Below are 13,567 nucleotides of genomic sequence, written 5' to 3'. Positions count from 1 at the left end.
TCGTCTTGACGCCTTGCGGGAACACGAGGGGTTTACGAATCATCACAGGCCGGGACGAATATGGACATGCCAGCGGATGAAGCGGACCAGCTGAGCCCCGCGGCCCGACGCTTGTACGGGTACGCGGCCGAGCGGCACGCCTTCACCGAGGCCGAGGCCGCGCAGCTGCTGGGCGACCCGGCCGCCGTCTCCACCGCCATCGCCGAGCTCACCGCGGCGCACCTGCTCCAGCCCCGCCCGGACGCCTCGGGGGACGGCTCCGGGGACGGCTCGGGGGACGACTCGACGGACGGTCGCGCCGACGGCCAGGCCGACGGCCAGTCCATGGAGTCCCCCGACAGCGCCCCCGTGCGCTGGAGCGCCGTGTCCCCGCGGGCCGCCACCGCCCGGACGCTGGCCCCGCTGGCCCTACGGGTGCGCGAGACCCACGACGAGATGGACCGGCTGCGGGCCCTGCTGGAGACGCTGATCCCGCAGTACGAGGCGGGCGCCTCGCAGCGGGACCGCGACGGGGTGGACAGCCTGGAGATGATCACCGACCAGGACGCGCTCCGGGACCTGCTCCAGGGATTCTCCGCATCGGCCGAGTGCGAAATACTCACCTGCCATCCGGGTGGCGGCCGTCCGGCCGAGATCCTGGCGGAGGCGGTGCTGCGGGACGAGGCGCTGCTGACCCGGGGCGTGCGACTGCGCACGATCTATCAGCACACCGCCCGCTACTCTCCGCCGACGGCCGCGTACGTCGAGCGGGTGACCGCGCTCGGCTCGCAGGTCCGTACCGTCGGCGACGGCCTGATGCGGATGATCCTCATCGACCGGCACACCGGCCTGATGGAGGTTCAGGGCGACACCAAGGCGGCGCTGCTGGTGCGCGAGCCGAACGTCGTCCACTTCATGGTGCAGACCTTCGAGCGCTCCTGGGCGGCCGCGGAGCCCTTCACCACCACCATCGGCCCGGATCAGGCCCGTTCCATCTCCGAGGAGCTCCGCCAGACCATCGTGCGGCTGCTCGCGGAGGGGATGGAGGACAAGATCATTGCCCGGCGGCTCGGCATGTCCGAGCGGACCTGCCAGCGCCACATCGCCGAGATCATGCGCGCCGTGGGCGCCAAGTCCCGCTTCCAGGCGGGGTACCTGCTGTCGGCGGCCATCGCCCCGGCCCCGCTCACGCCCCCGGCCGCGGCTCCGGAAGTTCCGGGAGCTCCGCGATGAGGCGCCCGCGCCGCGACAGCAGGAACCTCTTGAAGTGAGCCACCGGCGGCGTGTCCGGATGTCCGTCCAGCCAGGCCACCCCGATCTCGCGGACCGCGCGCGGAGCGGTGACCGTCAGCTCGACCACCCCCGGCCGGGCCACGGCCGGCGGCGGCAGCAGCGCGACGCCGAGCCCGGCCGCGACGAGCCCGCGCAGGGTCTCGGCCTCCTCCCCCTCGAAGGCCACCCGGGGGGTGAACCCGGCCTCCGCGCAGAGGTCGTCGGTGATCCGGCGCAGGCCGTAGCCGGGCTCCAGGGTGACGAAGGTTTCCTCGGCGGCCTCGGCCAGCCGGATCCGCTTGCGGCCGGCGAGGCGGTGGTCGTCGGGGACCACCAGGCGCAGCCGCTGCTCGTCGAGGCGGCGGGCCACCAGATCGGGGGCGTCGGGCAGCGGCGAGGTCAGGCAGAGGTCGAGCTCGCCGGCCCGGAGCTTCTCCAGCATGGCTTCGCCGTAGTTCTGGACCAGCGAGAACCGTACGCCCGGATGGTCGGCCCGGAAGGCGCGGATCAGCCCGGGTACGGTCTCGGGTCCCAGGGTGTGCAGGAACCCGAAGGCGACCTTGCCGAAGGACGGGTCCGCGTCCTGCTGGACGGAGCCCGCGGCGCGGGCGATCTCCGCGAGCGAGCGCTCGGCGGAGGCGAGGAAGGTGCGGCCGGCCGTGGTGAGGGCGACGGTGCGGCCCTTGCGGGCGAACAGCGCGACGCCCAGGTCCTGTTCGAGGCGGACCATGGCCCGCGACAGGGTGGACTGGGGAACCCCCAGCTCGTGCGCGGCTCGGGTGACGTGCTCGTGCCGGGCGACGGCGACGAAGTACGCGAGGCGCGGGGCCAGCGCATGTGTCACGGCCATGTCTTCTTCGTAACGACTCATCGATAGGCACCCATCTGACCTGTACTGATGCACCAGTGGATCGATTATCGCGAATCCGTGCATTGGACGCATGAAAAGACCGGCTCTACGGTCGTACACATGCCTCCCGCTCATACCGGGGCACCCACCACCGTGGGTGCCTCCACCTCGCCTTTCCCCGCCGCAGTCGAGACCCCGGCCGCCGGGACCTCCGCCGCCACGGCCTCCGCAGCCGAGACCCCGGCTCCCGAAGCCCGTGAGCCCGGCCGCCCCGGCTACCGCCGGATGAGCCTCGCGCTCTTCGCCGCGGGCCTGGCCACCTTCGCCCTCCTCTACTCCACCCAGGCCCTGCTCCCCGCGATCTCCGCCGGCTTCGGCGTGACGGCGGGTCAGGCCAGCTGGACGGTCTCGGCGGCCACCGGCGCCCTCGCGCTGTTCGTCCTTCCGCTCAGCGCGCTGTCCGAGCGGTTCAGCCGGACCCGGATGATGACCTGCTCGATGGTGGTGGCCGTGGGCGTCGGCCTCCTCGTCCCCTTCGCGCCGAACCTGGAGTGGCTGATCGCGCTGCGCGCCGTCCAGGGTGCGGCGATCGCCGGCATCCCGGCCTCGGCGATGGCGTACCTGGCGGAAGAGGTCAAGCCGAAGGCGCTGGTCGCCGCGATCGGCCTGTTCGTCGCGGGCAACTCCATCGGCGGCATGAGCGGCCGCCTCGTCACGGGCTGGGCGGCCCAGGCCTGGGGCTGGCGCGGCGGGCTGCTGACCGTCGGCCTGATGTCGCTGGCCTGCGCGGTGGCCTTCCTGGTCCTCCTCCCCCGGGCCCGGTTCTTCCGGCCGGCGTCGCTGAACCCGCGCGCGGTGGGACGTACCGTCTCCGGGCACCTGCGCGACCCGCTGCTGCTGCGCCTGTACGGGATCGGCGCGCTGTTCATGACCGTCTTCGGCGCCGTCTACACCGTCATCGGCTACCGCCTGGTCGAGGAGCCGTTCTCCCTCGGGCAGGGCGTCATCGGCTCGATCTTCCTGGTCTACCTGGTCGGTACGGTCTCCTCCGCGGCCGCCGGACAGCTGGTGGCCCGCACCGGCCGGCGCGGGGCGCTGTACCTGGCGGTGACCACGACCGCGCTGGGCCTCCTCCTCTCCCTGTCGGACTCCCTGCCCTCCATCCTGCTGGGCCTGGTCCTGATCACGGCCGGGTTCTTCGCGGGCCACGCGGTGGCCTCGGCGGCGGTGAGCCGTACGGCGAAGACGGGCCGCGCGCAGGCCTCGGCGCTCTACCAGTCGGCGTACTACATCGGCTCCAGCGCCGGCGGCACCCTGGGCGCCCTCGCCTACCACTCGGCGGGCTGGGGGGCCACCGTCGCCCTGGCCCTGCTCGCGGTCGTCGGCGTCGTCTCGATCACCCTGTACGGGTCCCACGCGGCCCGGGCGGCGCACGCGGCGGCACTGCCGGCCCGCTGACCGGTATGACCGGCTGACGGACCCGGGTGGCATGATCGCCGGTCATGCCCCTAGTCAACATTCACCTGGTCCTCGGTGACACGGTCAGCATGATCTGTCCGGCCCGCGTCGTGGAGGACCGCGCCGACGGCCTACTGCTGTGGATCGCCCCGGGCACCCCGGTCTGGCGCGCCGAACTGCCGCCCGGCACCCACCTGCGGGACCTGCCGCCGGGCGGCTCGTACCCGCTGCGGCCGAGCCGGTGGCGGCGCGGGGGCGCCCTGATACTCCAGCCGGCCGGGGCCGGGCACGCGGTGTGGTGGACCTTCACCGAGGAACAGGAGTTCCGGGGCTGGTACGTGAACCTCGAGTCCCGCGCGCGGGCCGGTGCGGACATCCGCGTGACCGACCACGAACTGGACATCACGGTCGCCCCGGACCGGGCGTGGCAGTGGAAGGACGAGGAGTCCTTCGCCGCGAAGACCGGCCACCCTGTGTACTGGACGCCGGCCGAGGCCGAGTCAATACGCGCGGAGGGCGTCCGCGTCACGACCCTGGTCGAATCGGCCGCCTACCCCTTCGACGGCGCCTGGTGCGACTTCCGCCCACCCGCGACCTGGCCCCTCCCGGACCTCCCGGAACTGCCGCCGAGCCGGGACAGCCGCTCAGCGGAGGACGAGGCCTGACCTGGCACTTCCCCGGGTCGTCGCGTGCCGGGCTGCGGTTGTCAGAGGGCTCGGGTAGTTTCCGAAGCATCCGGAACTACCAGGGGGATCAAGGGACATGACGGAAACGACCGACCGCGGGACCGGCTCCGAGCTGGATGCGGCCCTGGACCGGTACCGGGTGGAGCTGACCGGGTACTGCTACCGCATGCTCGGATCGGCCTTCGACGCCGAGGACGCCGTGCAGGACACGTACATCCGTGCCTGGCGCAGCTTCGACAAGTTCGAGGGGCGGTCCTCCCTGCGGTCGTGGCTGTACCGGATCGCCACCAACGTCTGCCTGGACCTGCTGAACGCGGGGAACAAGCGCGCCCGCCCCATGGACCTGACCGCCCCCCAGCACCAGGCCTCCGCGATCCTCAACGAACGGCCCGAGGTGACCTGGCTGGAGCCGGTCCCCGACGGCCGGGTGCTCCCGCAGACCGCGGACCCGGCGGAGATGGCGCTGGCCAAGGAATCCGTACGGCTCGCCTTCGTCGCGGCGCTCCAGCACCTGCCGGCCAAGCAGCGGGCGGTGCTGATCCTGCGCGAGGTGCTCGCCTGGAAGGCCGACGAGGTCGCCACCCTGCTGGACACCACCGTCGCCTCGGTCAACAGCGCCCTGCAGCGGGCCCGCGCCACGCTCGCCGCGACCCGGATCCGCGAGAGCGAGGCCGCGGACCCGCTCGACGCCGGGCAGGTCAAGCTGCTGGAGCAGTACCTCGCCGCCTTCGAGGCGTACGACATCTCGCGCCTGACCACCCTGCTCCACGAGGACGCGGTGCTGTCGATGCCGCCCTTCGACCTGTGGCTGCGCGGCCACGAGGACATCGCCGCCTGGCACCTCAACCAGGGCATCGGCTGCAAGGGCTCGCGCCTCGTACCGACCACGGCGAACGGCATGCCGGCCTTCGGCCAGTACCGGCTCCGCGAGGACGGGCAGCCGGGGTGGACCCCGTGGGCGCTGCAGGTCCTGGAGGTCTCAGACGGGAAGATCGTCGGGCTCAACGCCTTCCTGGACACCCCCCGGTGGTTCCCGCTCTTCGGCCTCCCCGAGCAGCTCGACGAGTCCTACGAGGTGCAGGAGGGCGCGTAGGGCAGGGACGGCCCCGGTGATCCGGAAGGGGACGCCGAGGCGGCGGGCGGTCAGGGCCGCGCGGGCGAGCGCCTGGACGGTCGAGAGGGTGGGTGCGGCGACGGCGCTGACGTCGCACACCACCCCGTCGGGCCCGTCCCGGCACAGTGTGCGCACGCGTGCGCACAGCTCGGCGGTATCCGGCTCCAGCTCCTCCAGTGCCACGGTTCTGATCTCCACATAAGGGCAGACCGCCGACCGTGCCCGAACTCATCGGTAGGGCGGAAGAAGCCGCCTACGGCCGCGGCCAGGAGAAGCTGTCGAGGATCAGGTCGAACGGCTCGGGCAGGTGGAGCGCCTCACCGAACTTGGCCGCCGCCAGGACGCGGTACTTCCCGTCGCTGGGCTCGCCGTAGAGATGGATGGTGGGGATGCCGCTCGAGTGCGGGTCGATGAGGAGGTAGAGCGGGACGCCTGCCGCGGCGTAGCCCTTGAGTTTGGCTACGCGGTCGTTGGCGGCGTTCGACTTCGAGGTGATCTCGACGACGAGCTCTGCGGCGCCTGCGGGGACGAAGTTCTCCCCCTTGGGAACCGCGTCCCTCGGGACGACCGCAAGGTCCGGGATGTAGAGGCCGCTGCGGCTCGGAACGGCCAGATTGAGGGTCTGGAAGACGTCCCAGTCGTCAGGGATCTTGGCGTAGAGGCGCCGCTGTACCAATGCGGCGATCAGGTTGTGATTGTTGACGGGCGGTGGTGCCACGGTGACGATCCCCTCGATGATCTCCACCTTGCAGCCCTCCGGCCAGTCCATCTCCTCCCAGAGGCGGACGACCGAATCCCAGTCGTCACCGCTCGGAGGCTGGTGCTCGACTGCGAGTGCGCTCATGGTGTGCTCCTATCGCTTCGTCACCGATCCCAGCATGCAGAACGGGACCGGCGGTCGTCCACCGGTCCCGTTCAGTCGTACGGGTGAGGGGATCAGGCGATGCGGTCCAGCACGATCGGGGTGGCGGAGAAGGGGGTGCCCGGTGCCGCGATGTCGACGGTGCCGTCCAGCGCCGCGAGGGCGTACTCGAACTTCTCCGGGGTGTCCGTGTGCAGGGTCATCAGCGGCTGGCCCGCGGTCACGGTGTCGCCCGGCTTCGCGTGCAGCTCGATGCCCGCGCCCGCCTGGACCGGGTCCTCCTTGCGCGCGCGGCCGGCGCCCAGGCGCCAGGCGCCGACGCCCACCCCGTACGCGTCCAGGCGCGTCAGCACGCCCGAAGCGGTGGCGGTGACCACGTGCTGTTCGCGGGCCACCGGCAGGGCCGCGTCCGGGTCGCCGCCCTGGGCCGCGATCATCCGGCGCCACACGTCCATCGCCCGGCCGTCGGCCAGTGCCTTCGCCGGGTCGGCGTCCTTGATGCCCGCCGCGTCCAGCATCTCCCGCGCGAGGGCCAGGGTCAGCTCGACGACGTCCGAGGGGCCGCCGCCCGCCAGGACCTCCACCGACTCGCGGATCTCCAGGGCGTTGCCGGCGGTCAGGCCGAGCGGGGTGGACATGTCGGTGAGGAGGGCGACCGTCTTGACGCCCGAGTCGGTGCCGAGGCCCACCATGGTGCGCGCCAGCTCGCGCGCGTCCTCGATGTTCTTCATGAAGGCGCCGGTGCCGACCTTCACGTCCAGGACGAGGGAGCCGGTGCCTTCGGCGATCTTCTTGGACATGATGGAGGAGGCGATCAGCGGGATGGCCTCGACGGTGCCCGTGACGTCGCGCAGCGCGTAGAGCTTCTTGTCGGCCGGGGCGAGGCCGTCGCCCGCGGCGCAGATGACCGCGCCGGTGGTGTCCAGGACGTGCAGCATCTCCTCGTTGGAGAGCAGCGCGCGCCAGCCGGGGATGGATTCCAGCTTGTCCAGGGTGCCGCCGGTGTGGCCGAGGCCGCGGCCGGAGAGCTGCGGTACGGCAGCGCCGCAGGCGGCGACGAGCGGGGCCAGCGGCAGGGTGATCTTGTCGCCGACGCCGCCCGTGGAGTGCTTGTCGGCCGTCGGGCGGGAGAGGGAGTCGAAGTTCATCCGCTCGCCGCTGGCGATCATCGCGGCGGTCCAGCGGGCGATCTCGGCGCGGTTCATGCCGTTCAGCAGGATGGCCATCGCCAGCGCCGACATCTGCTCGTCGGCGACCACGCCGCGCGTGTACGCGTCGATGACCCAGTCGATCTGCTCGGGGCTCAGTTCGCCGCGGTCCCGCTTGGTGCGGATGACGGAGATGACGTCCATGGAAGTGCTTCCTTCTACGCGCATAGAGAGAGGGGATTCCGGTTACGGAAGGACGGACGGCCCTCCGCCCGGCAGGGCGGAGGGCCGTCGTCGTGACTATCTGAGGTGGTCGGGCCCGAAGGCCTGCGGCAGCATCGCGGAGAGCGGCAGGATGCCCTCCGGCGTCTCCACCTGGAGTTCCGGGCCGCCGAACTCGAACAGCAGCTGGCGGCAGCGGCCGCACGGGACGAGGATCTCGCCCTTGCCGTCCACGCACGTGAAGTGCGTCAGCCGGCCGCCGCCCGTGGCCTGGAGGGAGGAGACCAGACCGCACTCGGCGCACAGGCCGAGTCCGTAGCTCGCGTTCTCGACGTTGCAGCCGACGACGGTACGACCGTCGTCGACCAGCGCGGCGACGCCGACCGGGAAGCCCGAGTACGGGGCGTACGCGCGGGACATGGCGTCCCGGGCGGCCTCGCGCAGGGTCTCCCAGTCCACGGCGCCGAGCACCTCGTGGGGCGCCGTCACTTGCCCTGGCCCTTGCGGTAGGGCATGCCGTCCGCCTTGGGCATCCGCAGGCGCTGCGCGGACAGCGCGAGCACGAGCAGCGTGGTCAGGTACGGGGCGGCGTCCACGAACTGGCTGGGCACCGCGTCGGTCAGCGCGTACCAGAGGAACAGCAGCACGGCGAAGACCGCCGAGACGCCGGCCTGGACGTACTTCTTCTTGTAGAGCTGCCAGGCGACGACCAGGACCAGCAGGATCGCGATGAGCAGCAGCATCGCGTGGACGTTCTCGGCGCCGCCGCGCAGCTTGAGGCTGTCGGTGAAGCCGAAGAGGCCCGCGCCCAGCGCCATGCCGCCCGGCATCCAGTTGCCGAAGATCATCGCGGCGAGACCGATGTAACCGCGGCCGCCGGTCTGGCCCTCCTGGTAGATCGGGCTGGCCACGATCGACAGGAACACGCCGCCCAGGCCCGCCAGGGCGCCCGAGACGATCACGGCGATGTACTTGTACTTGTAGACGTTGACGCCGAGCGATTCGGCGGCGACGGGGTTCTCGCCGCAGGAGCGCAGCCGCAGGCCGAAGGTGGTGCGCCACAGCACCCACCAGGTGCCGGGGATGAGCAGCAGCGCGACGACGGTCAGCAGCGACAGGTTGGTGACCAGGCCGCCGATGACGCCGGCGAGGTCGGAGATGAAGAACCAGTGCTTGCCCTGGAGGGTGGCCATCCAGTCGGACAGCCCCGGCACGGTGATCTTGTAGATCTCCTCGACGCGAGGGGACTGCTTGGAGGAGCCGCCGGGCGCGTCGGCGAAGGTGAAGTTCGACAGGTACTGGGTGAAGCCCAGCGCCAGGATGTTGATGGCCACACCGGAGACGATGTGGTTCACGTTGAAGGTGACCGTGATGATCGCGTGCAGCAGGCCGCCGATGGCGCCGCCGATCAGGCCGACGAGGACTCCGGTCCACGGGCCCCACTGGTAGCCGGCCCAGGCGCCGAACCAGGTGCCGAGGATCATCATGCCTTCGAGGCCGATGTTGACCACGCCCGCGCGCTCGGCCCACAGGCCGCCGAGTCCGGCGAGGCCGATCGGCACGGCGAGGGAGAGCGCTCCGGAGACCTGGCCGATCGAGGTCAGGTCGTCGGCGCCGCTGATCACGCGGACCAGCGAGATCAGCGCGAGTCCGCCCGCGACGATCAGCATGGTCCACGGGAGGGTGAGCTTCTTGCGTCCGCCCTGCTTCTTGGGCGCGGCGCTGGTCGCGGAAACGGTGCTGGTGCTCACGCCGAGACCTCCTTCTCGGTCTTGATCGCGAGGCCTGCGGCCAGTTCCTCGCCGACCTTCTGCTGCTGGCGGCGGATGCCGTAACGGCGGACGAGCTCGTAGGAGACGACGACCGCGATCACGATCAGGCCCTTCATGATCGTGCCGATCTCCTTGGCGTACCCGGCCGTGTCGAGCGAGGCCGAGGCCTTGTCGATGAAGGCCATCAGGAACGCGGCGAAGAAGATGCCGATCGGGCTGTTGCGGCCGAGGAGCGCGATGGTGATGCCGGTGAAGCCGACACCGACCGGGAAGGAGAGGCTGTACGTGTGGCTCTCGCCCAGCAGGACCGGCATGCCGGCGAGGCCGGCGACGGCACCGGAGATGAGCATCGAGGTGATGATCATCTTCTTGGCGTCCACACCGGAGGCCTGCGCGGCGGACTCGCTGGCGCCGGTGGCGCGCAGGTCGAAGCCGAAGCGGGTGCGGTTGAGGGTGAACCAGTAGACGATGCCCAGCGCGAAGGCGACGAAGGTGAACCCGTAGATCTCCAGGCCGTCGCCGAAGGCGAGGGCCGGGAACCAGCCGGACTTGGGGATCTCACCGGTGGTCAGGTCGTTGGAGCCCGCGGGCTGGACGCCGAGGTTCTTCGGCAGGATCAGCCAGGCGATCAGGCTCGTCGCGATGGCGTTCAGCATGATCGTGGAGACGACCTCGCTGACGCCGCGCTTGGCCTTCAGGATGCCGGCGATGCCGGCCCAGGAGGCACCGACCAGCATGGCGACGACCACGATCAGCAGGATGTGCAGCGGGCCGGGCAGCGTGACCGCCGCGCCGACCACCGCGGACAGCATCGCCGCGAGGCGGTACTGGCCGTCGACACCGATGTTGAAGAGGTTCATCCGGAAGCCGATGGCCACGGCCAGGGCCGCCAGGTAGTACGTACCGGCCTGGTTGATGATGAGGACCTGGACGTCCTCGTAGCCGGCGTTCTCCACCATGAGGCGCAGCGGTTCGATCGGGTCGACGCCCGTCGCCGCCAGCACGATCATGGTCAGCGCGAAGGCGGTGACCAGGGCGAGCGCGGGGCCGGCGAAGCCGAGGAGCAGCCGGTCCTTGTCGAATTTCTTCATCGGGCCTCGTCCTCCGGAGAGTCGGTACGGGCATCCGTGCCGGCGTCGGAGCGGTTGTCGGTGGCTTCCAGGTGCCCGGAGGCGGCGCCCGTCATGGCGGTGCCGAGTTCCTCGGGGGTCACGGTCGCGGGGTCGGCGTCCGCGACCAGGCGGCCGCGGTAGATGACGCGCAGGGTGTCGGACAGGCCGATCAGCTCGTCCAGGTCGGCGGAGATCAGCAGGACCGCCAGGCCTTCGCGGCGGGCCGCGCGGATCGCGTCCCAGATCTGCGCCTGCGCACCGACGTCCACACCACGGGTGGGGTGGGCGGCGATGAGGAACTTCGGGTTGTGGCTCATCTCGCGGCCGACGATCAGCTTCTGCTGGTTGCCGCCGGAGAGCGAGGAGGCGGTGACCTCGATGCCGGGCGTGCGGACGTCGTACTCGCGCACGATCCGCTCGGTGTCCTTGCGGGCGGCCTTCGGGTCGAGGATGCCGTGCTTGGAGTTGGGGGCCTCGGTGACGTGGCCGAGGATGCGGTTCTCCCAGAGCGGGGACTCCAGCAGCAGACCGTGCCGGTGGCGGTCCTCGGGGATGTAGCCGATGCCGCCCTCGCGGCGCTTGCGCGTCGCGACGGTGGAGATGTCGGTGCCGTCCAGCGTGATGGTGCCGCCGTCCGGGATGCTCATGCCCATCAGGGCCTCGATGAGCTCCGTCTGGCCGTTGCCCTCGACGCCCGCGATGCCGAGCACCTCACCCTTGTGGATGGTGAGGTTGATGTTGGCCAGCACCTCGCGGACCACGCCGTCCGGGTCGGTCGCGGCCAGCCGCAGGTCCTGGACCTTGAGCATCGGCGTGGTGGTGACCGTGGACTCGCGGGTCTCGGGCGAGGGGAGTTCGGAGCCGACCATCAGCTCGGCGAGCTGCTTGGTCGTGGTGGTGCGCGGGTCGGCGGTGCCCACCGTGGTGCCGCGCCGGATGACGGTGATGTCATCGGCGACCTTCAGGACCTCACCCAGCTTGTGCGAGATGAAGATGACGGTCAGGCCTTCGGCCTTGAGCTCGCGCAGGTTGTCGAAGAGGGCGTCGACCTCCTGCGGCACGAGCACGGCGGTCGGCTCGTCGAGGATGAGGATCTTGGCGCCGCGGTAGAGGACCTTGAGGATCTCCACGCGCTGCCGGTCGGCGACGCCGAGGTCTTCGACCAGGGCGTCGGGGCGCACGCCGAGGCCGTACGCGTCCGAGATCTCCTTGATCTTCTTGCGCGCCTTCGCGCCGATGCCGTAGAGCTGCTCGCCGCCGAGAACGACGTTCTCCAGGACGGTGAAGTTGTCGGCCAGCATGAAGTGCTGGTGCACCATGCCGATGCCGCGGGCGATGGCGTCGCCGGGGCTGTGGAAGGAGACCTGCTCCCCGTCGATCGCGATGGTGCCCTCGTCCGGCTTCTGCATGCCGTAGAGGATCTTCATCAGGGTCGACTTGCCGGCGCCGTTCTCACCGACGAGGGCGTGGACCGTGCCCTTGCGGACGGTGATCGCGATGTCCTTGTTGGCGACGACGCCGGGGAAGCGCTTGGTGATGCCGTGCAGTTCTACGGCGGGGGGCGGGCTGGACGCGTTGATGACGCACTCTCCTTGGCGCGGAAGGAGCTGAAGGCAGGGAGGGGGACAGGGCGGGGAGAGAAAGTATCGCGTCCACGATGCTTCTACGCGCGTAGCACTGTCGAAAGTGAAAACTTGCGGCCAACCGGCCACAAGATCACACGAAACCACGTGAGACGGATCGGGGCCCGGGAGCGATAGAGACCGCTTCCCGGACCCCGGAGACCACGCTTACCGCATGTCAGACAGTGCCTTACGGCGCGGTCTTGACGGTGATCTTCTTGGCGATGATGTCGGCCTTGGCCTTCTCGACCGCGGCGACGACGTCCGCCATCTTCTTGTACTCGGGGTTGGAGTCGGCCAGGCCGACGCCGTCCTTGTCGAGGCCGTAGCGGACCTCACCGGACTCGGGCTTGCCGTCCTGGACCGACTTGATCAGGTTGAAGACGGAGAGCGAGACCTGCTTGGTGACCGAAGTCAGGATGTGGTCCTTGTACTTCGCCAGACCGGCCTGGTTGTACTGGTCCGAGTCGACGCCGATGGCCCACTTGCCCTTGGCGGCGGTGGCCTCGATGGCACCGGAGCCGGCCAGACCGGCGGCCGCGTAGACCACGTCGGCGCCCTTGTCGAGCTGACCCTCGGCGGCGGCCTTGCCCAGGTCGGGCTTGGCGAAACCGTCGAAGTTCGGCGGCTGGGTCAGGTACTGGGTGAGCACCTTGGCGTTCGGGTTGGTGTCCTTGACGCCCTGGGTGAAGCCCGCCTCGAACTTCTTGATCAGCGGAACCTCGACACCGCCGATGAAGCCGACCGTGCCGGTCTTGGACGCCTTGGCGGCGGCGACGCCGGCCAGGTAGGAGCCCTGCTCCTCGTTGAAGACGAGGTTGGCGATGTTCGGAGCGGTCACCGAGGTGTCGTCGATGATGCCGAAGGTGGTCTTCGGGAACTTCTCCGCGACCTTCTTGATGGCCGGAGCGTAGGAGAAGCCGACGCCGATGACCGGGTTGTTGCCCTTGCGGGCCAGCTCGGTCAGGCGCTGGACCTTGTCGGCCTCGCCCTCACCGTCGGTGGGCTCCGCCTCGGCGCCCTTGACCTGCAGGTCCTTCTCGGCCTGCTGGAGGCCGGCGTAGGCGGCGTCGTTGAACGACTGGTCGCCGCGGCCACCGATGTCGTACGCGATGGCGACGGACTTCTCCGCGGAGGAGGAGGGCGACGACGAGTCCGAGGACTTCTTACCGCCACAGGCGGTGGCCGAGAGGGCCAGCGCTGCGGACGCGATGCCCACGGTGGCGATCCTGGTGATCCGGCGCAAGGGGAGGCTCCTTCAAAACCTGACCGAAGCGCCACGACCGGCGCTGGTTTCGCCGAGATCGTAACGCGCGTAGATGTCAGTTAAAGGCCCGTTCATGAGTCGTTATCGGATCGTCGTGAACCAGACAGTGACCGATCGGTAACTCCTGCCCCGTCCAGCCCTTGTGTACCAAGGGCTGGACGCTACCGGTCGGTCGGCTGTGAATGCTGTACTGATTTCGGCCA

General features: G+C 70.3%; 13 protein-coding genes. 4 read left to right on the top strand and 9 right to left on the bottom strand.

Features of this window, described 5'->3' with window-relative positions; translation table 11 throughout:
* Positions 1–66: 66 nt before the first annotated feature.
* Complete coding sequence (locus tag OG490_RS23255) at positions 67–1,212, top strand: helix-turn-helix transcriptional regulator (RefSeq protein WP_330298213.1); 1,146 nt, start codon at positions 67–69, stop codon at positions 1,210–1,212.
* On the opposite strand, the gene OG490_RS23250 is transcribed toward OG490_RS23255, so the two are convergent.
* A complete protein-coding gene (locus OG490_RS23250; protein ID WP_330298212.1) occupies positions 1,166–2,122 on the bottom strand; it encodes a LysR family transcriptional regulator in 957 nt (318 codons plus the stop codon). The genes OG490_RS23255 and OG490_RS23250 overlap by 47 nt on opposite strands.
* 99 nt (positions 2,123–2,221) lie before the next feature.
* Here OG490_RS23250 and OG490_RS23245 point away from each other — a divergent pair, with 99 nt between their 5' ends.
* The 3 genes from OG490_RS23245 to OG490_RS23235 all read left to right on the top strand — a co-directional run bounded on the left by OG490_RS23245 (position 2,222) and on the right by OG490_RS23235 (position 5,338).
* The gene (locus OG490_RS23245; RefSeq protein ID WP_330298211.1) at positions 2,222–3,559 is read left to right on the top strand and encodes an MFS transporter; all 1,338 of its coding nucleotides are present in this window, start codon (positions 2,222–2,224) and stop codon (positions 3,557–3,559) included.
* 44 nt (positions 3,560–3,603) lie between these two features.
* Positions 3,604–4,224, top strand: a complete 621-nt coding sequence (locus OG490_RS23240; RefSeq protein WP_330298210.1) for a DUF402 domain-containing protein — start codon at positions 3,604–3,606, stop codon at positions 4,222–4,224.
* Between the two features lie 97 nt (positions 4,225–4,321).
* Positions 4,322–5,338, top strand: coding sequence for a sigma-70 family RNA polymerase sigma factor (locus OG490_RS23235; RefSeq protein WP_330298209.1), 1,017 nt, complete (start codon positions 4,322–4,324; stop codon positions 5,336–5,338).
* Here the strand turns inward: OG490_RS23235 and OG490_RS39225 are convergent.
* The 8 genes from OG490_RS39225 to OG490_RS23200 all read right to left on the bottom strand — a co-directional run bounded on the left by OG490_RS39225 (position 5,225) and on the right by OG490_RS23200 (position 13,343).
* Entirely contained in the window at positions 5,225–5,458 is a 234-nt protein-coding gene (locus OG490_RS39225; protein WP_443065970.1) for a hypothetical protein, read from the bottom strand. The two genes, OG490_RS23235 and OG490_RS39225, sit on opposite strands and share 114 nt — an antisense overlap.
* 154 nt (positions 5,459–5,612) lie before the next feature.
* Positions 5,613–6,203: a Uma2 family endonuclease gene (locus OG490_RS23230; protein WP_330298208.1), complete on the bottom strand. Its 591-nt coding sequence runs from the start codon at positions 6,201–6,203 to the stop codon at positions 5,613–5,615.
* Positions 6,204–6,295: 92 nt separating this feature from the next.
* Positions 6,296–7,573 (bottom strand): thymidine phosphorylase, encoded by a 1,278-nt coding sequence (locus OG490_RS23225; protein ID WP_330298207.1) that lies wholly within the window; start codon positions 7,571–7,573, stop codon positions 6,296–6,298.
* A gap of 96 nt (positions 7,574–7,669) precedes the next feature.
* Complete coding sequence (locus tag OG490_RS23220; protein ID WP_330298206.1) at positions 7,670–8,080, bottom strand: cytidine deaminase; 411 nt, start codon at positions 8,078–8,080, stop codon at positions 7,670–7,672.
* A complete protein-coding gene (locus OG490_RS23215) occupies positions 8,077–9,342 on the bottom strand; it encodes an ABC transporter permease (protein ID WP_330298205.1) in 1,266 nt (421 codons plus the stop codon). Before OG490_RS23215 ends, OG490_RS23220 begins: the two co-directional genes overlap by 4 nt.
* Complete coding sequence (locus OG490_RS23210) at positions 9,339–10,454, bottom strand: ABC transporter permease (RefSeq protein ID WP_330298204.1); 1,116 nt, start codon at positions 10,452–10,454, stop codon at positions 9,339–9,341. The genes OG490_RS23215 and OG490_RS23210 overlap by 4 nt, the downstream gene beginning before the upstream one ends.
* A complete protein-coding gene (locus OG490_RS23205; protein ID WP_330301020.1) occupies positions 10,451–12,055 on the bottom strand; it encodes an ABC transporter ATP-binding protein in 1,605 nt (534 codons plus the stop codon). Before OG490_RS23205 ends, OG490_RS23210 begins: the two co-directional genes overlap by 4 nt.
* Positions 12,056–12,287: 232 nt before the next feature.
* Positions 12,288–13,343, bottom strand: coding sequence for a BMP family lipoprotein (locus OG490_RS23200; RefSeq protein ID WP_330298203.1), 1,056 nt, complete (start codon positions 13,341–13,343; stop codon positions 12,288–12,290).
* Positions 13,344–13,567 lie beyond the last annotated feature (224 nt).

This window comes from Streptomyces sp. NBC_00503 (assembly GCF_036346895.1).
Taxonomy (GTDB): domain Bacteria; phylum Actinomycetota; class Actinomycetes; order Streptomycetales; family Streptomycetaceae; genus Streptomyces.
This window is presented reverse-complemented; position numbering and strand designations above follow the sequence as displayed.

What these genes read in the sequence shown, in the direction of transcription:
- OG490_RS23210 (WP_330298204.1), bottom strand. Translation starts at nt 10,454, where the DNA reads ATGAAGAAATTCGACAAGGACCGGCTGCTCCTCGGCTTCGCCGGCCCC.
- OG490_RS23225 (WP_330298207.1), bottom strand. Translation starts at nt 7,573, where the DNA reads ATGGACGTCATCTCCGTCATCCGCACCAAGCGGGACCGCGGCGAACTG.
- OG490_RS23250 (WP_330298212.1), bottom strand. Translation starts at nt 2,122, where the DNA reads ATGAGTCGTTACGAAGAAGACATGGCCGTGACACATGCGCTGGCCCCG.
- OG490_RS23235 (WP_330298209.1), top strand. Translation starts at nt 4,322, where the DNA reads ATGACGGAAACGACCGACCGCGGGACCGGCTCCGAGCTGGATGCGGCC.
- OG490_RS23240 (WP_330298210.1), top strand. Translation starts at nt 3,604, where the DNA reads ATGCCCCTAGTCAACATTCACCTGGTCCTCGGTGACACGGTCAGCATG.
- OG490_RS23245 (WP_330298211.1), top strand. Translation starts at nt 2,222, where the DNA reads ATGCCTCCCGCTCATACCGGGGCACCCACCACCGTGGGTGCCTCCACC.
- OG490_RS23255 (WP_330298213.1), top strand. Translation starts at nt 67, where the DNA reads ATGCCAGCGGATGAAGCGGACCAGCTGAGCCCCGCGGCCCGACGCTTG.
- OG490_RS23230 (WP_330298208.1), bottom strand. Translation starts at nt 6,203, where the DNA reads ATGAGCGCACTCGCAGTCGAGCACCAGCCTCCGAGCGGTGACGACTGG.